At 69.3% G+C, this 19,204-nt stretch carries 24 protein-coding genes; 10 read left to right on the plus strand and 14 right to left on the minus strand.

Features of this window, described 5'->3' with window-relative positions:
• Positions 1-2 precede the first annotated feature (2 nt).
• A complete protein-coding gene (locus DRB89_RS37200; RefSeq protein WP_239516553.1) occupies positions 3-971 on the plus strand; it encodes an AAA family ATPase in 969 nt (322 codons plus the stop codon).
• A 94-nt stretch (positions 972-1,065) separates the two neighbouring features.
• A complete protein-coding gene (locus DRB89_RS37205) occupies positions 1,066-1,410 on the plus strand; it encodes an NTP pyrophosphohydrolase (protein WP_112453782.1) in 345 nt (114 codons plus the stop codon).
• A gap of 18 nt (positions 1,411-1,428) precedes the next feature.
• On the opposite strand, the gene DRB89_RS37210 is transcribed toward DRB89_RS37205, so the two are convergent.
• The 3 genes from DRB89_RS37210 to DRB89_RS37220 form a co-directional block, all read right to left on the minus strand.
• Positions 1,429-2,061, minus strand: a complete 633-nt coding sequence (locus tag DRB89_RS37210; RefSeq protein ID WP_162688890.1) for a hypothetical protein — start codon at positions 2,059-2,061, stop codon at positions 1,429-1,431.
• Positions 2,062-2,228: 167 nt separating this feature from the next.
• The gene (locus DRB89_RS37215; protein ID WP_112451054.1) at positions 2,229-2,705 is read right to left on the minus strand and encodes a hypothetical protein; all 477 of its coding nucleotides are present in this window, start codon (positions 2,703-2,705) and stop codon (positions 2,229-2,231) included.
• Positions 2,699-3,814, minus strand: coding sequence for a lytic transglycosylase domain-containing protein (locus tag DRB89_RS37220; RefSeq protein WP_239516554.1), 1,116 nt, complete (start codon positions 3,812-3,814; stop codon positions 2,699-2,701). The genes DRB89_RS37215 and DRB89_RS37220 overlap by 7 nt, the downstream gene beginning before the upstream one ends.
• Before the next feature lie 272 nt (positions 3,815-4,086).
• Here DRB89_RS37220 and DRB89_RS37225 point away from each other — a divergent pair, with 272 nt between their 5' ends.
• On the plus strand, positions 4,087-4,890 hold the full coding sequence (locus DRB89_RS37225) for a thioredoxin domain-containing protein (protein ID WP_112452422.1): 804 nt from the start codon (positions 4,087-4,089) through the stop codon (positions 4,888-4,890).
• A gap of 69 nt (positions 4,891-4,959) precedes the next feature.
• Here DRB89_RS37225 and DRB89_RS37230 read toward each other — a convergent pair whose 3' ends face one another.
• Positions 4,960-5,397: a hypothetical protein gene (locus tag DRB89_RS37230; RefSeq protein WP_112452423.1), complete on the minus strand. Its 438-nt coding sequence runs from the start codon at positions 5,395-5,397 to the stop codon at positions 4,960-4,962.
• A 63-nt stretch (positions 5,398-5,460) separates the two neighbouring features.
• On the minus strand, positions 5,461-5,889 hold the full coding sequence (locus tag DRB89_RS37235; RefSeq protein WP_112452424.1) for an ATP-binding protein: 429 nt from the start codon (positions 5,887-5,889) through the stop codon (positions 5,461-5,463).
• Between the two features lie 118 nt (positions 5,890-6,007).
• Between DRB89_RS37235 and DRB89_RS37240 the strand changes: the two genes are divergently transcribed.
• Both DRB89_RS37240 and DRB89_RS37245 read left to right on the plus strand, forming a co-directional pair.
• Positions 6,008-6,877, plus strand: coding sequence for a helix-turn-helix transcriptional regulator (locus tag DRB89_RS37240; RefSeq protein WP_112454239.1), 870 nt, complete (start codon positions 6,008-6,010; stop codon positions 6,875-6,877).
• Positions 6,874-7,119 carry a DUF397 domain-containing protein gene (locus DRB89_RS37245; protein WP_112452425.1) on the plus strand — a complete coding sequence of 82 codons (246 nt, stop codon included), beginning with the start codon at positions 6,874-6,876 and terminating at the stop codon, positions 7,117-7,119. The genes DRB89_RS37240 and DRB89_RS37245 overlap by 4 nt, the downstream gene beginning before the upstream one ends.
• 45 nt (positions 7,120-7,164) lie before the next feature.
• On the opposite strand, the gene DRB89_RS37250 is transcribed toward DRB89_RS37245, so the two are convergent.
• From DRB89_RS37250 to DRB89_RS37270, 5 genes are all read right to left on the minus strand, one after another.
• The gene (locus DRB89_RS37250; RefSeq protein WP_239516555.1) at positions 7,165-7,500 is read right to left on the minus strand and encodes a hypothetical protein; all 336 of its coding nucleotides are present in this window, start codon (positions 7,498-7,500) and stop codon (positions 7,165-7,167) included.
• Positions 7,497-7,985 (minus strand): DUF6232 family protein, encoded by a 489-nt coding sequence (locus DRB89_RS37255; RefSeq protein ID WP_239516556.1) that lies wholly within the window; start codon positions 7,983-7,985, stop codon positions 7,497-7,499. The genes DRB89_RS37250 and DRB89_RS37255 overlap by 4 nt, the downstream gene beginning before the upstream one ends.
• Positions 7,986-8,205: 220 nt before the next feature.
• A complete protein-coding gene (locus tag DRB89_RS37260; protein ID WP_162688891.1) occupies positions 8,206-8,646 on the minus strand; it encodes a hypothetical protein in 441 nt (146 codons plus the stop codon).
• Positions 8,647-9,016: 370 nt separating this feature from the next.
• Positions 9,017-9,544: a hypothetical protein gene (locus DRB89_RS37265; protein ID WP_162688892.1), complete on the minus strand. Its 528-nt coding sequence runs from the start codon at positions 9,542-9,544 to the stop codon at positions 9,017-9,019.
• Between the two features lie 227 nt (positions 9,545-9,771).
• Positions 9,772-10,413, minus strand: coding sequence for a hypothetical protein (locus DRB89_RS37270; protein ID WP_162688893.1), 642 nt, complete (start codon positions 10,411-10,413; stop codon positions 9,772-9,774).
• On the opposite strand from DRB89_RS37270, the gene DRB89_RS37275 reads away from it, so the two are divergent.
• Together DRB89_RS37275 and DRB89_RS37280 are read left to right on the plus strand one after the other, a co-directional pair.
• Positions 10,412-10,621 carry a hypothetical protein gene (locus DRB89_RS37275; RefSeq protein WP_162688894.1) on the plus strand — a complete coding sequence of 70 codons (210 nt, stop codon included), beginning with the start codon at positions 10,412-10,414 and terminating at the stop codon, positions 10,619-10,621. The two genes, DRB89_RS37270 and DRB89_RS37275, sit on opposite strands and share 2 nt — an antisense overlap.
• Positions 10,622-11,039: 418 nt before the next feature.
• Entirely contained in the window at positions 11,040-11,759 is a 720-nt protein-coding gene (locus tag DRB89_RS37280) for a hypothetical protein (RefSeq protein WP_239516557.1), read from the plus strand.
• A gap of 52 nt (positions 11,760-11,811) precedes the next feature.
• Here DRB89_RS37280 and mauJ read toward each other — a convergent pair whose 3' ends face one another.
• Positions 11,812-12,684: a methylamine utilization protein MauJ gene (mauJ, locus tag DRB89_RS37285; protein ID WP_112452433.1), complete on the minus strand. Its 873-nt coding sequence runs from the start codon at positions 12,682-12,684 to the stop codon at positions 11,812-11,814.
• A gap of 328 nt (positions 12,685-13,012) precedes the next feature.
• Here mauJ and DRB89_RS37290 point away from each other — a divergent pair, with 328 nt between their 5' ends.
• From DRB89_RS37290 to DRB89_RS37300, 3 genes are read left to right on the plus strand one after another with little or no spacing between them, the layout of a single operon-like run.
• On the plus strand, positions 13,013-14,395 hold the full coding sequence (locus DRB89_RS37290) for a helix-turn-helix transcriptional regulator (protein ID WP_112454241.1): 1,383 nt from the start codon (positions 13,013-13,015) through the stop codon (positions 14,393-14,395).
• 56 nt (positions 14,396-14,451) lie between these two features.
• The gene (locus DRB89_RS37295; RefSeq protein ID WP_162688895.1) at positions 14,452-14,952 is read left to right on the plus strand and encodes a hypothetical protein; all 501 of its coding nucleotides are present in this window, start codon (positions 14,452-14,454) and stop codon (positions 14,950-14,952) included.
• A gap of 50 nt (positions 14,953-15,002) precedes the next feature.
• A complete protein-coding gene (locus tag DRB89_RS37300; protein WP_112452435.1) occupies positions 15,003-15,863 on the plus strand; it encodes a nucleotidyltransferase domain-containing protein in 861 nt (286 codons plus the stop codon).
• A 201-nt stretch (positions 15,864-16,064) separates the two neighbouring features.
• Here the strand turns inward: DRB89_RS37300 and DRB89_RS43960 are convergent, their stop codons facing one another.
• The 3 genes from DRB89_RS43960 to DRB89_RS37310 are packed head-to-tail and all read right to left on the minus strand — an operon-like array spanning position 16,065 to position 19,167.
• A complete protein-coding gene (locus tag DRB89_RS43960) occupies positions 16,065-16,334 on the minus strand; it encodes a hypothetical protein (RefSeq protein WP_239516558.1) in 270 nt (89 codons plus the stop codon).
• Between the two features lie 24 nt (positions 16,335-16,358).
• Positions 16,359-16,892, minus strand: coding sequence for a GNAT family protein (locus DRB89_RS43965; RefSeq protein ID WP_204358174.1), 534 nt, complete (start codon positions 16,890-16,892; stop codon positions 16,359-16,361).
• A gap of 55 nt (positions 16,893-16,947) precedes the next feature.
• A complete protein-coding gene (locus DRB89_RS37310; RefSeq protein WP_112452048.1) occupies positions 16,948-19,167 on the minus strand; it encodes an NADP-dependent isocitrate dehydrogenase in 2,220 nt (739 codons plus the stop codon).
• Positions 19,168-19,204: the final 37 nt, after the last annotated feature.

Genomic DNA, 19,204 nt, shown 5'->3' on the forward strand with positions numbered 1-19,204 from the left:
GCGTGTCCGAAGTCCCCGAAACCCAGGCCCCCGAGCCGGCTGCCGAGACCCCCGCACTGCCGGTGGTCCACGTCATGACGGGTCTGCCGGCCTCCGGGAAGACGACCGCCGCGCGCGCCCTCCAGGCGGCGTCCGGCGGCCGGATGCGCCGCGTCAACCTCGACGACCTGCGGTCCATGCTCGACGTGCCGGACCCCGAGCGCGGGCGCTCGTACAAGCACGAGCAGACCGTGCTGGACATCCAGGACGCGGCCGTCAGCGCGGCCGTCGACGGCGGCTTCCACGTGGTCGTCGACAACACGCACCTGACCTCCCACATCCCCAAGCGGCTCAAGGCGGCCGTCGCGGGGCGGGCCACCTTCGTCGTGCACGACTTCACCGACGTGCCCGTGGAGGAGTGCCTGCGCCGCGACGCCGCGCGCGAGCGACAGGTCGGCGAGGAGATCATCCGGATACTCGCGGACAAGCACGCCAAGGCGCGCAAGGGCGGCTGGCGGCTCACCGCGGACTGGCTCAACGACCAGCCGGACGTCTCCCCGTACGTCGCCGACCCGGCGCTGCCCGGGGCCGTCATGTGCGATATCGACGGCACCCTCGCGCTGACCGGCGACCGCAACCCGTACGACTTCTCGCGCTGCGGGATCGACCTCCTCAACAGGCCGGTGCGCGACGCCCTCGACTCCTTCCGGCGCGCCGACGGCGACACCATCGTGCTGCTGTCCGGGCGGGGCGAGGAGCACCGGGAGCCGACCGAGGCCTGGCTGCGGGAGCACGAAGTCCCGTACGACGAGCTGTGGATGCGCGCGGCGGGCGACACGCGCCGCGACGACATCGTCAAGGCGGAGCTGTTCAACGCGCACGTGCGCGGCCGGTACGCGGTGCGGGTCTCCCTGGACGACCGCGACCGGGTGGTGGCGATCTGGCGCCGGATGGGCCTGGCGACCTGGCAGGTCAACTACGGCGACTTCTGAGCGGTCGGCCCATACTGGGGCGGTGAACGCAGGGAACGCAGGGAACGCAGGGAGCGCGGGGAATGCCGAGGGCACCGGGAGCGCGGCAGACGTCCTGATCGTCGACGGAGCCAACGTCGTCGGGTCCGTGCCGGACGGCTGGTGGCGCGACCGGCGCGCGGCCGCCGAGCGGCTGCGCGACCTGCTGGCCCGGCGGGACGGGGACCAGGAGATCGTCCTCGTGGTCGAAGGCGCCGCCCGGGGCGTCGAGTCCGTGCCCGGCGTACGGGTGGACCCGGCGCCCGGGAGCGGCGACGACCGGATCGTGCAGCTGGCGGGGGCCGTGCGCGCGGAGCACCGCGGGTGCGTCGTGGTCACGGCGGACCGCGAACTGCGCGAGCGGGTACGCGCCCTCGGAGCGCGGTGCGTGGGACCGAGGGCGGTGCGCCCGGAGGCGTGAGGCGGCGGCGCCGCCGGGTCAGCGGGCCTGGAGGCCGGCGTTGAACCCGTCGCGCAGGAGCGGATAGGCCTGGGCGACGGTCCAGCCGGCGTCCCAGCACGCGTCGCGCTCGGCCTGCCCGGCGGGCGCGGTCCCGCAGGAGCGGGACTCGTAGAAACCGGCGGCCTTCGCGACCTTGTCGGCGTTCGCGCGCAGGGTGGCGAAGGAGCCCTGGTTCTCGTGGGCGATCAGGGACAACGAGGTCTTCGCGGCCTCGGCGGCCTTGGCGGCGTTGCCGGTGCACAGTTCGGTGAGCGAGGTCGGCCGCTCGGGCCAGCACTTGGAGCCCTTTTCGGAGCCGTAGCGGGTCTCGGCGTCGTTCAGCAGGCCGACCGACTTCGCGTGGACCGCCTCCGCGTCGGGAGCCGCGACGCCGCGGGGCTGGTCCCGCCACTTCATGATGACGGTCGAGACGTCCGGCCAGGTCCGGGTCGACTGCGGGCTCTGGCCGCTCGACGGGGCCTGGGAGTTCGCGGCGGAGGGCGATGCCGGGGCCGATGCCGCGGCCGACGTGGAGGGAGAGGCGCTTCCCGAACCGCTCGGCGACGCCGCGGCGTCCGCCTTCCCGTCCGACGAGGAGCACCCGCCGAGGGAGGCTGCGACGGCCGTCACGGCCGCGAGCAACGCCAGGGGGGCCGGTCGGTTGGAACGTGCGGTACGCGGCACCGAGTCTGTCCTTCGCTCTGCCCGCAGGCCGTCTGCCTGCGGGAACAGCGTCTGTCTACCCGCTCCGCGGCCCGGACGCCAGTTCGTTGTTCCGGGATGCGGGTGCCGTCGCACTAGGAGCGGCAGTACCTCACCTCGCCGAGGTTCTTCACGTAGCGGGCCGCGACCCAGTGGTCCTTGCGGTCCATGGTGGCCGCGGCGCCCGGGCCCTCGCCGTTCATGTCCTCCTGGGCCTCCCGCTTGCCGTCCAGCAGGTACCAGAGGTTGTTGCCGTCGACGCGCTCGCCGCGCTTCTTGCACTCGATGGTGAGCTTCTGGTGCGGGTGCACCCGGCCGACCTTGTGCGAGTGGGTGGTCGGCTTGCTGCGCACGGTCAGCGGGCCGCGCGAGATGACGATGCCGCGGGCGTGCTTGCGGTCGGGGTAGTCGTCGGCGAGGTCGTCCGCCTGCTCCTGGTCGTCAACGATGTTCTCCTGGCCCGGGTTGTCGGCCAGCGGGTCGGCGTCCGCGACGGCGGCACCCGCCCCTACCAGGCCGAGCACCAGGCTTCCGGCGGCGAGAGCGAGGATGGTCCTGGTGGGCTTCAGCATGAGCCGGCTCCTCTGAGAAGACATCGGCCCGGCCGCGGAACGCGGCGCGGGGCGGCAACCAGGCGGTTGCCACCGATGACTATGGCGACGCGAAGGCCCGCAGCCCGGCTGACGCACCGTGATTTAGCCCGATATGCCCAATATGATGAGACCGGTGGTAGTCCGCGGCGAAGCTGCGACCCGGGCGCGGGGGAGGGGTGGCGGGGCCGTGCCGGCCGTGGAGGGGCGCAGGACCGAGGGGCCCAGCCGGTACGGGTGGGAGTGGGCGTCGGCGTCGGCGTCGGGGTGGGAGTCGGCGTGGGCGCCGGGTTCGTCGTCGGGTAGTTCCCGGCCGGCGGGTTCTCCACCGCGGCCGAGCCGTCTCCGGCCTGGTACTGCCGCATGTACCCGAGCACCGTGTTCACGTACTCGCGCGAGTTGTTGTAGCTGAGGATCGCCTTGTCCAGCTGGGCCGCGTCGGAGAGGTTCCGCCCGCCCGCGCACAGGTAGAGGCCCGCGCCCAGCGCCGCGTCGTACATGTTGTTCGGGTCGCGCTTGCCGTCGCCGTTGCCGTCGGCGCCCCACGTCGCCCAGGTGGAGGGGATGAACTGCATCGGGCCCACCGCGCGGTCGTACACGGCGTCCGCGTCCCACTCGCCCTTGTCGGTGTCCCTGATCTCCGCGAAGCCGTTGCCGTCCAGGCGCGGTCCGCGGATCGGCTTCTCGGTGTACCCGTCCGCCTTGAGCCCGTAGCCGGAGGCGTGCACGGACTCGGTCCTGCCGATGCCCGCGAGGAGCTGCCACGGCAGCTTGCAGCCGGGCAGGGCCGCCGCCACCGACACCTCGCCGCGCTTGTACGCGTCGAGGGCGGTCATGGGTATGCCCGCGGCCGCCCCTTCCGGGCTGGTGGCGCCGGGGATCGTCGGCGGATCGGCGGCCAGGTCGGGCAGGTCCAGCCGGGCGTCACCGCGGTCGGTGGCCTGCGGGCTGTCGGGGGTCGGTTCGGCCTCCCCCGCGCCCGCTATCGGCGTGTTGGTCACGACCGCCGCGGTGGTCAGGCTGGCCGCGAGGGCGGCCGTGCACATGACTTTGCGCGAGGTGTTGACGAGGTGACGGTGAAGTGGCTTCACAGTGCGGCAATCCCCCCAAGGCGGCGGCCGATCCGGGCCCCCGTAACACGTACAAACTTCACATCAGGCTGTGCGTATGACCGGTCGGGCCGTGGATGTTAACTGTCTATCAGGTCTTAGGACCCGACTCACCGTCCCCCCGGGAGTTGTGCCCCACCATTCGTCTCGTCTTCACCGGGACCATGTCCGGAAAGGAACGAAGGCCTTAAGTCCCTGCCCCATACGCCCCAATGGCACGTACTTGACCGCTCTACGGTCTTTATCCTTGTTGGATGGCGACCAGCAACAAGAAGACCCAGCAGCGCGAGGCCCGCGAACGGATGCGGGTGGAGCGCGAGGCCCTGGCCCGCCGCGCGAAACTGCGCGGGCGCCTGCTCATCGGCGGCGCGCTGGTCGCCGTACTGGCGGTCGCCGTCGGCATCGGCGTCTACGTGTCGAAGCCCTCCGTCGACGAGGAGGCGGCCGGCAAGCCCTTCGTCCAGCCGGCCAACACCGCCGGCAAGGACGGGATCGTGATCCCGTACGGCAAGGCGGACGCGAAGAACGTCCTCTCCGTCTGGCTCGACCCGCGCTGCCCCTACTGCGCGGGCGTCGAGATCGGCCTCGGCCAGACCCTCAAGGAGCAGGCGGACGCGGGCACCTACCGCGTCGACTACCACTTCGCCACGTTCCTGGACAAGGCGCTGGGCGGCGGCAAGGGATCCAAGCGCGCGGTCAACGCGCTCGGCGCGGCGGTGAACGAGAGCCCCGAGAAGTTCATGGAGTACCTCCAGGTGCTCTACAAGAACCATCCGGAGAAGGAGTCCGACGACAAGTTCGGCTCCACGGCCACCCTGCTGGACCTCGCCGACCAGGTGCCCGGCCTGCGCACGCCCGCCTTCAACAAGGCGGTCAAGGAGCTCACCTACATGCCGTGGGTGGAGAAGGTAGGCCAGGCCTTCTACGACCAGAACATGCAGGGCACCCCGGACGTCTCGATCAACGGCAAGAAGCTCACGGTCAACTCCGGCCAGGGCATCGACTCGATCACCCCGGACGCCTTCAAGAAGCTGATCGCGGACAACCTGAAGAAGTAGCGGGGCAGGGGTCGTCGCCGTGGCGGGGCGCTGCGGGAGCCGTCGCCACGCCCGGGCCCGGGCCGGGCCTCAGGCGGTGTCCGGCTCCGCAGGGCCGGACGCCTCCCGGCAGGCGGTGCAGTAGCGGCGCGCCCGCACCCCCTTGGCGCGGGCGCGGTCCACGGCGGCCCGCGCCCGGTCCGCGGTCCGGCTCTCGTCCCGGATGACCTTGATCGTCACCGCGAAGATCAGCAGCGCGGCGACGATCCCGACCGGTGCGAGCCACGGCAGGTTCTTCTCGCCGGCGTAGTACACCCCCGCGGCCCCGGCCATGAGGGCGATCACGGTCCCCTCGATGACGTTCGTGCACCCGCCGGTCTCCAGCGCCTGGCCGATCGGCACCGTGGCCGTCGCCCCGCAATGGGGGCAGACCTCCGGGGCCGCCGGCTTCCCGAGCCCCAGCCGTTCGCGCCTCGCCTGACGGCTCCCGCCGGTGTCCGTCCCGTCGTTCTCCGCCGCGTTCGTCATGGGCCCCATGATGACCGTTGGTCACGTGCACACGTCAACGGCGGCCGGACCGGGCTCCCCGCGTCACAGACACGCCCACACCGTCTTCCCCGGGGCGCCGGGCCCGCGCGGGCCGACGCCCCACTCCCGCGCCACGGCCCGTACGAGGGCCAGCCCGCGCCCGTGCTCCGCCGACCAGGGGTCGACGGCGTCCGCCGCCTCCGGCGGCTCCCTGTCACCCCGGGCGTCGCTCACCTCGACCCGGACCCGCAGGCCGTCGTAGCCGAGCCGGATCTCGAAGTCCCGGCCGGGGACCCGCCCGTGCAGCACGGCGTTCGCGGCCAGCTCCCCGACCACCAGCTCCACGTCCTCGGCCAGCGCGCAGCCGTACGGGATCCCCCAGGCGGCCAGCTGCACCACGGCGAGCCGGCGGGCGAGGCGGGCGCCGCGCGGGGTGGCGGAGAGGAGCTGCCGGAACTCGACGGGCGCCATGTCACTCAATTCGGTCGTCACCTCACCGAGCGTGTCCGCTGCGCCGTACGCTTTCCAGGTACGGCGGCGCTACGGGGAACCCCCGTAGGACCGGCGGCGGTTGCGTGTACGGCCTGTACGGGTGAGGGCGGTTCAGCGGATGAAGGACCTGTCGGAGCGTGAGGAAGAGCCGGAACGGCCGGTGGAGGTCGACGGCACGGCGTACCTCTTCAAGGCGCTCGGGAAAATGATCAAAGTGCTGCGGGAGCGGGCGGGCCTCCAGCAGAAGGAACTCGCGGCCCTGGTGCACGTGGGCGAGGACCTGGTGTCCTCCATCGAGCGGGGCGTGCGGACGCCGCAGCCGGACTTCCTGGAGAACGTGGACCGGGCGGTGAACGCCGGAGGCGTCCTGATCGCGGCGATCCCGGACGTGATCGAGGCCCTGAAACGGGCCCGGACACGGCACCCGGATTGGTTCCGGAAGTTCGCGGACGCGGAGGGGAAGTCGGTGGCGCTGCACTATTACGCCGTCCAGGCCATCCCGGGTCTATTGCAGACCGAGGCGTACGCGCGGGCAGTCTTCCGTCACCGGCGCCCGGTGTTCGCGGAGGAGGCCATCGAGAAGCGGGTCGCGGACCGTCTCGACCGTCAGGTGATCCTGGACAAGTGGCCGGCGCCCACCTTCAGTTTCGTACTGGAGCACGCCATCCTGCTCCGCCCGACTGGCGGTCCAGAGGTCCACCGCGACCAGCTGCGCCGCCTGCTGGAAATCGGGCGACTGCGGACGGTGCACCTTCAGGTGATGCCAACCGAGCGCGATGAACATCCCGGCTTGGAAGGTGCGTTCACCCTGCTTCGCCCTAAAGGTCGCAATGAGGTTGCCTACACCGAGACATACGGCCACGCTCACCTCATCACCGATCCCGAGCAGGTCCGTATCTACAGTGAGCGCTATGGAATCATCCGGGCACAAGCACTCACGCCACACGAGTCACTCGCCCTGATCGAGAAGTTGCTGGGAGAACTATGAACACCGCACACCTGGCCTGGTTCAAGAGCAGCTACAGCGGCGGCGAGGGCGGCGAGTGCCTCGAAGTCGCCTTCGACTGGCGCAAGTCGAGCTACAGCGGCGGCGAGGGCGGCCAGTGCGTAGAGGTGGCCGGCTGCGCCACGGCCGTCCACGTCCGGGACTCCAAGGTCCCGGCCGGGCCCCGGTTCGCAGTGGCTCCGAGCGCCTGGGCCGCGTTCGTCGGCGGGGTCACCGGACCGTAGGACCAGGGGGCCACTCGGCGTGGCCCCCTTCCTTCCGCTTCCGCTTCAGCCGAGCAGTGCCTTGACGGCGGCGATGACCGGGACTCCGGCTTCTCCGATGACCGTCGCAATTCCGGAGAACGTCCGGAGGATTCTCGCGAATCTCTCCTGGGAGGGATTCGCCTGGATCTCCGCGACCGCCGCGTCGACTTCCGCCCGGTCTCTTTCGTCCAGGTGCTGCCTCATCGCCTGGACTTCTGCGAGGAGTTTCTCGACCGCCGATACGTCCGGCGCCGCTCCTCCCGCATATTTGCCTCCGGCGACGATGTCTCCGGAGCCCGTGTGTGAGGCCTTTCCGATGCTTCCGGGCCCGTGCACCGAAATGTGGTCGCCGGCCATCATCGACCGCCTCCCCGGATGTCGCCCGAACCGCTGTGCTGGGCCTGGCCGATGGCCCCCGCCCCGTACACCTTGAACTGGTCGCCCATCACCGCTTTCTTGATGTTGATGGTCACCGGTGCGGCGTCCGGTCGGCCGATGGCCTTGGTGATCTCCTGGACGAGGTTCTCGATCTCGGCGCGGTCCAGGGACCACACGGCATCGCGCTGCGTGCCGGAGGTGTTGAGGATCAGGCCGTACACCGGGGGCCTGCTGATCACCTGGACGAGCTGCCAGACCAGCAGGCCGAAAACGACGACCGCCAGGATTCCGGCGATGTTCCCGAAGATGGCCGCCGCTATCCCGCCGACGACCAGGCAGAGCAGGGCCCGGCGAATGAACTGTTTCCATGCCGCGCCCTTGTTGACCTCCAATACGCGCTGTCCTACGTGGGAGATGTTGTGCAGTGGATAGGCCTCACCATCGACCCACAGCACACCCTCTTGCACCCGGACTTGGACTGTCGTGGTTCCGTCCGCCATTTCGCGCCCCCCTGGCTCTTTTTGGCGTTGACGGCTCGAAGTGTAGGGCGGGTGTGACCGGCCACGTAGGGGTTGGACCATTTCAATGTAGTCATGATCCATGCCGGATTCCGCTTGACAGCCAGGTCGGCGGAATCTTCCCCTCCGGGCGGGGCTGCGGGCTCGGCGACTGAGCGACTCGGCGGACTCAGTGGGGGACGCCGTCCAGCGCCTCCCAGGCTATGTCCGGGGCGAACGAGGTGCACCCGGTCGCGGGGACCTCCTCACTGCCGAGGTCGACCTGGACGGTGAGGTTGCCGCCGCGGACGGAGAGGGAACAGCTCGTGGCGGTGTCCGCCGCACCCCAGAAGGCCTCGTCCCCGAATCCGACGCTCGTCTGCTTGCCCCCGGCCGTCAGGGCACGGAAGGCCGTGGCCTGTGCCTGCGCCGCGTCGCGGACCCCGTCGTCGGCCAGCAGGTTCCACCGGACCCGGACCGTGCGTGCGCCGTTCTTGCCGCTGCCGCCGTACCAGGTGCAGGAGGTCTGGGTTTCGCCACGCGTCGAGGAGTGGCGGTCGCTGCCCCGGTCGCGCGGCTGGAGGGGCAGCTTCGGAGCCAGCTCCGCGCAGTCGGCCAGCGAGCGGCGCACCGAACCCGTCGTCCGCGGCCAGGCCCGCGTGGACGTGCTTCACGGCGACGAGGCGCCCGTCCGGCGCGGCCCCCAGCAGCACCCGGCCCATGCCGCCGCTGCCCAGCTCGGCGAGCAGACGGTAGGCGCCGGACGCGGCCGGATCGGACGCCTTGAGGGGCCTCATCGCGTCACCGCCGCCGCGTCGGCGCAACCGGGCGTGGATGCCGGCTTGTTGGTGCCCCGCACGGAGAACCCCTCGTCATGCCGCTTGCCTTGCCGCGCACCCGGCTTCCCGCCGGACCGCGGACGGACCGGGTCCAGTAGACGTAGAGCCGGCCGCCCCCGTCCAGCCCGTTCCAGAACCGGAGGGGCGGCCCCGCACACCCGATCAGCCGACCGGACCCGCTTCTGAGCCGTGCGCCTTCATACAGGCGTTGTCGAAGGCCACCAACCCGACCGTGCCGCCCTTCGGGGGATCCATGTACTCGGCGACGATCCTCCAGCCGCGCTGCTCCAGAATCACCTTGGAGTTGAACACCTCGCCGCGCTTGTTCTTGCGCTGGTCCGGTTTCCCGGCCTGCTTCCAGTCGCGCTTGCGCAACTCGTGCACCGTCGCCTCGAACCGGTCCAGGTCGACCGGCGCGGCATCGGTCCCGAACCCCTTGAAGACGACGGCGCACGACTTCACCGAGTCGGGCGAAGCCTTCTCGCTCATGCTGAGGTAGTCCGGGTCGTTCTCCGGCGCGCCCGCGGCCGCCGCCGAGGTGTCGAGGTCCGTGCGCACGACGTCCCGCGCGAGCGGCCCGGTGCCCTCGGGGCGGGACGGCACCGCCACGGACGTGTCCCCGGCCCCACAACTCACGGCTCCGAGCGCGATGACGGCCGTCGCCATGACGGCCCGTCTCGTCCTGTTCACAGTTCCCCCCAGGTCAGGGGGCCGTTCGCCCCCGTGATCGAGGGAGGGAGTCTGCCACGGCGCACCGGGGGAGCCGCCCCCGCGGCCCCCTGACCTGGGGGGAACTGTGAACCGAGCGGCCCACCACGAAGGCGGCACCGTCCCAATCCGTCCACTCAGCCAGCCCCTCAGAAAGATCCACGGAGCGATCCTGCCAGCACAGCATCAGACCCGGTGAACCTTTCCGGTCACAGCACTAGGGCCTCGTGGATCGAGCAGCCGAGGTGGTCTCGGAACATCTTGATGCCCTCGATGTTCCTGCCGCTGAGGATCTCCTCGTCCGCGAAGGAGAGCGGGCCGGCCGTCCAGGGGGCGGACGCGGGATCCCCGCCAGGCCAGTCGACGTCGGTCAGCGTGGCGAGCAGGCGGCCGTCCGAGAGCGCCACCGCCACGTCCGTGCCGCGGGCTGCCTTCTCGGTGAAGACAACGGGTGCAGTGCGGTCCAGGAGGAAGACGAAGTGCTGGGCTATACGCTGCCGCCACTCATCGAGCTCGCCGTCGCCGTCCAGGCGCAGATTGGAGTTCCAGACTGCCTGGGCGAGGACCGATACGAACAGCCCGAGAAAGTCCGACTCCAGCAGGTCGTCCGCGTGCTCGATCAGAATCGCGAGGTTCTGGTTCCGTTGGCCTCCCCAGCCGACCCATGGCTGGCGTCGGAAACGGCCGCGCTCGACGGCGGCCCGTGACAAGGCCGCGAGGCCGCCGCGCATCGCCCGGACGCAGCTGTACGACCTGCGCCAGGCACTGGCGGCCGGCCGTGGTGTGCGCCCCGCGGCCGGGCAGGCGCGGGCGGATGCCGCGCAGCGGCCGGACGACGCGCGCCGTGCCATGCTCGCCGAGGCCCTTGAAGTGCTGGACCGGCCCGGTGGGGTGCTCCTGCTGCCGTTCGTCCGCCGGCCGTTCGAGTCGGGCCTCGTACGCGGCGTCCTGCTCGGCGCGGTGCTCGTCGCCGTGGTTGGCCTGGGGCTCCCGCAATGGGTGTGTGACAAATCCGTCAGTGATCACTGCGTGGGTGCTGCGTCGGGCCTGGGGATTTAGTGATCGTTTCAGGATTCTTTGCTGTGGTGTGGTGTGCGTCTGAGCTGGGGTTTCCTTGGGTTTCGGAGGTGGGGGAGGCTCTGGGGTGCAAGTTCAGTGATTGATCCGGAATGTAGTGGTCAATGCGGGATTTTCTTATGGCTGTGTGGTCCAGGTGGATAGGTCTGGGTTGGTCAGGGGCTGGCGGTTGTAGCGGAGTGCCTGTGACAGGGTGAGTGCGTGGCCTTCCGGGTGGCTGGCCAGAGCCGTGTGTCGGCTTGATGCGAGGAAGTTGATCTTCGACGTGCGTCGATGGCTCGGGTCGTTCTCGGGTGAGAGGCAGGCTACGAAGGTGTGCAGCCAGGGCCAATCCGTTTCCGTAGTCTCGTTCGCACTGTTTCCCGGCCGGATGTCAGGGTCCGCTTCTAGTCTTTGCGTCATGACTTCAGCGATGTCCAAACGTCCGGGCTGTGAGCTGCCGGGCGATCCTGCCCGTCTTCGCCTCCATTACAGCCACGGACATCCCGCTGTGCCATACGACTACGAGGACACCTTGGAGCCCTGGCATGTTGCGGTCACCTACGGGATGGCGGGTGACGAGGAGTGGGATGAAGAGGAAGGGGACGGCGAGGTTCCGGCCGCAGGCAGCGAGATCGGCCACCTCATTTTGTGGAGGCTGCGTGACTACACCGGCGACAACCGGTGGGAGGCGGCGGACGCCGAATCCGGAGATCTCGAGGTCATTGTCTCTGCCGTTCTTGGCCGTTCCGGACGTGCCGGCTACAGCGCTGCGTTTGAGAAGGCGGTCCAGCATCCTGTCGGTGATCTGCTGATCCTGGACCGCGTCAGCCTCGACAAGGCGTGGAGGGGTTTCGGGCTGGGCCCGGCGCTGGCCGTCGAGGCGATCCGTCGCCTGTCCGGGGGGTGTTGCGCTGTGGCGGTCTATCCCGCCATGGGCGAGTATCCCGAAGACCGGGCGCAGGTCACGGAGGCCTATCGGCTCGAGGTGAAGAAGAAGATCGCCGCGCTGTGGGAGAGCATCGGCTTCCAGCCTTTCCGCCAAGGGGTATGGCTCCTGGACACAGCTCTGCGCCTTCCCGAGGAGCTCATGCAGGCCCGCCGCGCTCAACTGCGCGCCCTTGGTGGGGCCTTCCAGTAGCCGGGTTCAGACTGAAAGCGGCCTGGCAGAGACCGCGGCTGCAGAAGGCTGGTCAGCCGCGTTCGACAGCGATGCGTGCCAGGAGTTTCAGCAGGGGCAGGTCGGCTGCCACGGCATCGACTGCGTTGCCGAAGTCGTTGAGAATGAGATCTTTCTTGCCGTGTGCCAGCCCGTTGCGGATGGCGTAGAGGTGCCTGGCGGTGTCGATGCCGGCTGTCGTGAGAGCCTCCACACGGCCAAGTGCCCGTTCTTTGAGGACGGAGAACACCTCGACGGGTTTCTTGGCCTGTTCTGGAAGAAAGGCTGGAATGGTCATCAGCTTCCCGAAGTCGTACTCCTCAACGGAGTCGAGGTGGTCGGTGATGAAGTCCATGCCGTTGCTGCTCCGCGGCGCTTCCAGCACGCGGTACAGCCCCATGTACTCGGCAAGCAGGTCAACATGCCTGATGGCCATGGCGTAAAGGGCAAGCGGCTCGGTGCGATCCGTGAACCGACGGCTGAACTGGGCCAGCGGGTCGTTGTACGTGCCGTACCGGAGCCGCAGCATGTCGGTATACCTGATTTCGTGTGCCTGTTGGGCGACGGAGTCCAGGGTGTCGCGGTAGGTGCGGTTGGAGGGAAGCCACGGACGGTCGTGCCCGATGGGTTCGTAAGGTGCAGCGGCCGGCTCTTGAAGAGGGGTGACGACCGTGGGGGAGTCGTGGTCGAAGGCGATGCAGTCCGCGACGAAGAGCACGTTCTCTAGCGAGGGTGCTGTGAGGGATGCGTTGTAGTACCCGTCCGCGTTGAGGGGAAGGGGTACCAGCAGGCCCAGCTCGGAGAGTTCTTGCATGCCCCATTTGCCGTCGGCCTCGAACTCCTCGATGCCTACGCCTGGCATGCGGATGCCGAAGGCAAGACTCGGCCAGTCGATTCCTTGCATCATGGAGGAAGGATAGGCGGCTCCCGCGGGCCGTTTCCCTCCAGTACAGCTGTGCGCCGTCAGGCCGGACCGCCTCTTCGGCGCGCGAGCCACGACGACTCGCCAACGCGGCCGCATTCGGGCACATCCGGCCTTGAGGTATGCCTGCTGTGGTCATCTGCGGACAAGCAGTCCACGGGATGGTCACGGGTTTCGCGCCCGCCCGCCACTTCGGTGGGCTCATCAGCCGGATCGCGGGTCGGATGTCGTGACCCTCGTGCAAGATGGAGAGCTGCCTGCACACCACGGTGTGGAGGCCGTTGGGTACTGCTGCACTCTTGGGGGAGCGTTCGTGTTCCAGCGTCATCTTCATCGTCACGATGACATCGATCTGGTGATGTCCACGCTGGAGGAGGATCCTCAGTGCCTGCCGGTTCTCATCACATGGGGTGCGGGCCTGCGCTGTGACGTGGCTTCGTCTCTGCGGGAGGTCATCGCGACCGGCGCCTGGCAGGACGACATCCATGTACGTCGGGATTCTGCCCGCTGGCGGGGAAAACCCCGCTTCCCCGCCTTTCTCGACAGCGGACTCGAAAAGCGCCGCGACCGTGGCCCCAAGTACGAACATCTGCACACGGCCTTGCTGACTTTCCCCGAGACTCGGGCCGCTCTCTACCGGGTGCATGCGGCGGAATGCCCGCAGCACTGTCGCACGCGAACCGGCACCTTCTCGGAGGACCGTCACGTCGATGACTACCGGGAGGCACTGTTCGGTTGGTATGCCGCCATCCAGCATGCGCACGCCTGCGTGGTGCGGGCAGCACAGTGGTTCGAGAATACGGATCTTCACGATCCCCGGCGCCCGCAGACGTTCACCGATTGGCTGGCCCACCCCGGATCACGACCCGGCCGGCGGGTCGGCGACGGGACACCGCCCACCTCCCACATAGAAGCCTTGCGGGAGATCCTCCTGATGATGCAGGCCTGGAGCCCCCACACGTTCGAGGCCATCGACGTGGCCTTCCGGAAAGCGGAAGGAGAACGCGCATCACACGCCTGGGGCGGCAGCTTCGAGCCTGCTGGGCGGCCCGAAGCCCAGGCCGCTGCCGAAGCCCTCACCTGCGTCCTCTCCCCGGATGAGCGCCAGTACGTCCGCGACGCCATCGCACGCATCGAGGCTGACGGCGCCTGGGACCGGGATATGGACCTGGCGAAAGACGGCACGCCACCCTGTACCAGCGACCGGCATCGCACCTACGGCGCCGAAACCAGCGAGCGTGAGGACTGCGCCACGGCCCGAGGCCGTGTGTACGAAGAGGCCTCCCAGCCCTGGACTGAGGGCGTCGACCGTGAGGCCTCCGCTGCCCGTCTCGCCCGGTTTCTGCTCGGACCCCATACCGACCGAGTCCAGACCGCCCTCTCCACGGCCCGCGCAGCCGTCGCCCGGGACACCGCGGAAACCGCACCGCAAATCTGGCACGACAACGCACAGCGCCTCCGGGAAGCCCGCGAGGCCACAGGACTCGATCTCCACGACGCCGCCGGCCACCTGGGCATCAAGCCCGCCACACTCCAGCGCTTCGAACAAGCAACGGGCAAGCTCCCGGGACGACCGGTCTCCCTCGGCTACCTCCAACTCATCGCCCTTACCTGTACCCAGGCGGGCCGCACCGCTCCCGCCTGTATCCCGCAGGCCATCTCCCAGCCGGTCAGCTCACTGCCGACCACCCCGTAGTACGCCACCGTGCCCACATTTCTGCCGTTACGTAGCCACCCGTGTGAGGAATCCCCGTGTTCGAAGAGGTACATCACCGGCCCTGCGGACGCCCCACCAAGTCCGGTAACCCCTGCCGCGCTCAGTTCTCCGGTCCGGGCTTCGCCTGCAAAGTCCACACCACCGACAACGAAAAGGCCCTCGTGGAGGCCTACCAGCAGGGGCTTCAGACCGGCCGGGCGCAAGAAAGAGAATGGAGGCAACGCGTCGAAACCACACAGGTCGAGCACCTTGAGCGGCAGATACGGACCCTGCGGGAAGAACTCGATGCCAAGAACCGCCGTTTCGAGGTCGACGGCCACCAGGCTGTCACCGTTGACGGGTACGGATACCGATGGAGGGGCCCCGGCACGCTCGCAGTCGGAGACCGTGTGCTCCTTCCCGAAAATTACGTCAGTGCCCTGCGTCACGGCCCGGGCCCCTTTCCCGGAACCGTGACTGCCCTGGGCACCACCTATTCCGGGACTCTCAGCACGATCATCTCGCGAGCCCCCGGCTCCTCACAGCAGACCGGCTGAAACCACCGGCGCAAGGCACCGGCATCCGAACCGACCAGCAGAGGGATTCCGTGAAACGCGAGCGCGCTACCACGCTCCTGAACGACATGCTCGATCGCCTGGAGGAGGGAGGCTGGCCACTGGACCTCGTCGACGAAATCCTCGTCTTCGGCTCCTACGCACGCGGCGCACTGAACCCCTCAGACGTCGACATCGTCGTAGAGCACCGCAGAGACAGCCGTCTTACCTCCGAATTCCTTCACGCCCTCTCCTACGGGCGAGACCCCTCAGCGTCAATGAAGCGAGCCCTCAAGGGCAACAGCCGAGGTCTGCAGATCCACTTTGGCGAACGCAAGACCTTCGAAGCGGAAGGCTTCGAACTGACCATGCTGTGGACCCGAGGCGAACCCATGACCGCCGCCCGTACTCGACTCGCTGCCATCGCCCCGGACCCCACAGCAGGCCGCGCATCACGTGACCACATGATCGAGGCCTTCGACGGCATCGACCGCTGGGTCCCACGCCCGGTCCGCATCGATCTCACTGACCTGGTCGACCGCAAGGCAGCCACCATCCGGCAACTCCAACTCGCCGACGTCCGTCCGAGCCATCCCGCAGCCCTTGAAGCCCTCACCCGCTGGAGCGACACCAGCCCGTTGCGTCGAGCCGCGGCAGCCGTCCTCGCGCACCTCGAAGCCAACGCTCAGCCTCTCGACTCCGTCTACCTCCACGGCGATCCGGTCATCGGTAGCCGCTACAGCGACACGGCGTGGCAGATCGGTGTCGGATTCGACTGGCGTCACTACCGGAGCATCGCCCATCACCTGGAAGAGGGCACCGACTGGTTCGAGGTCGTCCGCCCGACCCGCACCCAGCCACTTCACGCCCTCCACATCACGGTCCAGGACCGCGCCGTCCTGCCCCGCTCGTGACAGGCGCGCCCAGGCGTGGGGATTACACCGGACTCCTGTCCTGGCACTACGAGCGGGCCGATGACGCCAGCCACCGGCCGAGCAAGACAGCGCATCTTGCAGGGGCGGACAGCGCGCGGTGGGGCGGGCTTTGACTCTACGACAGTCAGGAAGCGCGAGCGCCGTCCCAGCTGGTCGTCCGGTGAGAGCCCGCGGTTCGCATCAGGGGCCGAGCTGGGTGGTTGCGGCGTTGATTTCTTTGAGGGTGATGTTTTCGCTGCCGGTGCGGATCGCGATGACGGCGGCGGTGGAGACGAGGTGGGTAAGGGCTTTGAGGTACCCGCCGGTGCGCCGGTGGAGTTCGACGGCGTGTTTGCTCAGCGCATGCTCTTCGAGCCGGTACAGGCTCAGGTCGGCTTCGAAGCCTGCCAGCACTTCCCGGAAGGTTTTCTGGTCTCCGGCGTTCAGGGGCAGGGGGTGCAGCCAGGTCACAGGCAGTAGCGCGCCGGGGTCGGGCTATTCGGGGCGCCACTCCTCGGCGCGCAGGCCCATCACGACCTCGTCCAGGAACTCCCCGCACACCCAGGCCGCCCCGCGCAGGGTCCCCTCCAGGGTGAACCCGGCCGCGCTCGCCGCACGGATCATGGCGGCGTTGTCGGCGAGGGTGTCCACCTGGAGCCGGTGCAGCCCGCGCACGGAGAACCCGTAGCGGCACAGCAGCCGCACGACCTCCGCGCCCAGCCCGCGCCCGCGGCTGCCGGGGCGCAGGGAGATGCCCAGGTGCGCGGAGCGGTTGTGCGGGTCGACGGCCCAGAGCAGGGCCTCGCCCGCCAGTTCGCCGGTGGCCCGCTCCACGACGGAGAAGACGGCGACGTCGTCGGAGGGCTCGCGCGGCTCGTACGGCGAGTGCCCGCTCGCCGCGCCCACCGGCCGCCACGGCCGGGTGTCGCCGCGCGAACGCGTCAGGACGTCCTCGTACAGCTCGGCGTGGAGCACGGCCACGTCATCCGCGTGCCGGGCGCGCAGCCCGGCCAGTTCTCCCTGGATCATGGGGACTTACTAGCCTCCGGCGGACCCGTTCGAGCGGTGGAGCCTTCCGGCGGTGTCAGCCGAGGATCGCGAGCGCCTGGTTCAGCGTCGCGGACGGCCGCATGATCGCCGCGGCCTTGGCGGCGTCGGGCTGGTAGTAGCCGCCGATGTCGGCCGGGGAGCCCTGGACGGCGATGAGCTCGCCGACGATCTTCTCCTCGGACTCGGCCAGCGTCTTGGCCAGCGGGTCGAACGCGGCGGCCAGCTTCGGGTCGTCCGTCTGGCGCGACAGCTCCTGCGCCCAGTACAGGGCGAGGTAGAAGTGGCTGCCGCGGTTGTCGATGCCGCCGAGCTTGCGGCTCGGCGACTTGTCCTCGCCGAGGAAGCTGCCGGTCGCACGGTCCAGCGTGTCCGCGAGGACCTGGGCGCGGGCGTTGCCGGTGGTGGTGGCGAGGTGCTCGAAGGAGACGGCCAGCGCGAGGAACTCGCCGAGCGAGTCCCAGCGCAGGTAGTTCTCCTTGACGAGCTGCTGCACGTGCTTCGGGGCGGAGCCGCCGGCGCCGGTCTCGAAGAGGCCGCCGCCGTTCATCAGCGGGACGACCGAGAGCATCTTGGCACTGGTGCCCAGCTCCAGGATCGGGAAGAGGTCGGTCAGGTAGTCGCGCAGCACGTTGCCGGTCACCGAGATGGTGTCCTCGCCGCGGCGGATGCGCTCCAGGGAGTACGCGGTGGCCTCGACCGGGGACAGGATCTTGATGGTCAGACCCTCGGTGTCGTGCTCGGCGAGGTACGTCTTGACCTTGGTGATCAGCTGCGCGTCGTGCGCGCGGCCCGCGTCGAGCCAGAAGACGGCCGGGACGCCGGTGGCGCGGGCGCGGGTGACGGCGAGCTTGACCCAGTCCTGGATCGGCGCGTCCTTGGTCTGGCAGGCGCGGAAGATGTCGCCGGCGGCGACCTCCTGCTCCAGGACCGTGGCGCCCGAGGCGTCGACGACGCGGACGGTGCCGGCGGCGGCCAGCTCGAAGGTCTTGTCGTGGCTGCCGTACTCCTCGGCCTTCTGGGCCATGAGGCCGACGTTCGGCACCGAGCCCATCGTGGACGGGTCGTACGCGCCGTGCTTGCGGCAGTCGTCGATGACGGCCTGGTAGACGCCGGCGTAGCTGCTGTCCGGGAGGACGGCGAGGGTGTCGGCCTCGGCGCCGTCCGGGCCCCACATGTGGCCGGAGGTGCGGATCATGGCCGGCATCGAGGCGTCGACGATGACGTCGGACGGGACGTGCAGGTTGGTGATGCCCTTGTCCGAGTCGACCATCGCGAGGGCCGGGCCCTCGGCGATCTCGGCGTCGAAGGAGGCCTTGATCGCGTCGGCGTCGGGCAGCGCGCCCAGGCCGTTCAGGATGGTGCCGAGGCCGTCGTTCGGGGACAGGCCGGCGGCGGCCAGGGTCTCGCCGTAGCGGGCGAAGGTCTTCGGGAAGAAGGCTCGGACCACGTGGCCGAAGACGATCGGGTCGGAGACCTTCATCATCGTGGCCTTGAGGTGCACGGAGAACAGGACGCCCTCGGCCTTGGCACGCTCGATCTGGTCGTTCAGGAAGGTGCGCAGCGCGTCGACGTGCAGGACGGACGCGTCCACCACCTCGCCGGCGAGGACCGGTACGGAGTCGCGCAGCACCGTGACGGCGCCGTCGGCGTCGACGTGCTCGATGCGCAGCGTGCCGGCCTCGGCGATCACGACGGACTTCTCGGTGGAGCGGAAGTCGTCGGCGCCCATGGTGGCGACGTTCGTCTTCGACTCGGGGACCCAGGCGCCCATGCGGTGCGGGTGCGCCTTGGCGTAGTTCTTGACCGAGGCGGGGGCGCGGCGGTCGGAGTTGCCCTCGCGCAGGACCGGGTTGACGGCGCTGCCCTTGATCTTGTCGTAGCGGGCGCGGTTCTCGCGCTCCTCGTCGCTCTTCGGGTCGTCCGGGTAGTCCGGGAGCGCGTAGCCCTGGCCCTGGAGCTCGGCGACCGCGGCCTTCAGCTGCGGGATCGAGGCCGAGACGTTCGGCAGCTTGATGATGTTGGCCTCGGGGGTCTTCGCCAGTTCACCGAGCTCGGCGAGGGCGTCCGCGATCCGCTGGCCCTCTTCCAGGTACTCGGGGAAGCTGGCGATGATCCGGCCTGCCAGGGAGATGTCACGGGTCTCGACATTCACACCGGCCGTCGACGCGTACGCCTGGATCACAGGCAGGAAGGAATACGTCGCGAGGGCCGGGGCCTCGTCAGTGTGCGTGTAGATGATGGTCGAGTCAGTCACCGGATGCTCCGCTCCACAGTCTGCGTCTCTCGTCTGC

The organism is Streptomyces sp. ICC4 (assembly GCF_003287915.1).
GTDB classification, from domain to species: Bacteria; Actinomycetota; Actinomycetes; order Streptomycetales; family Streptomycetaceae; genus Streptomyces; species Streptomyces tritrimontium.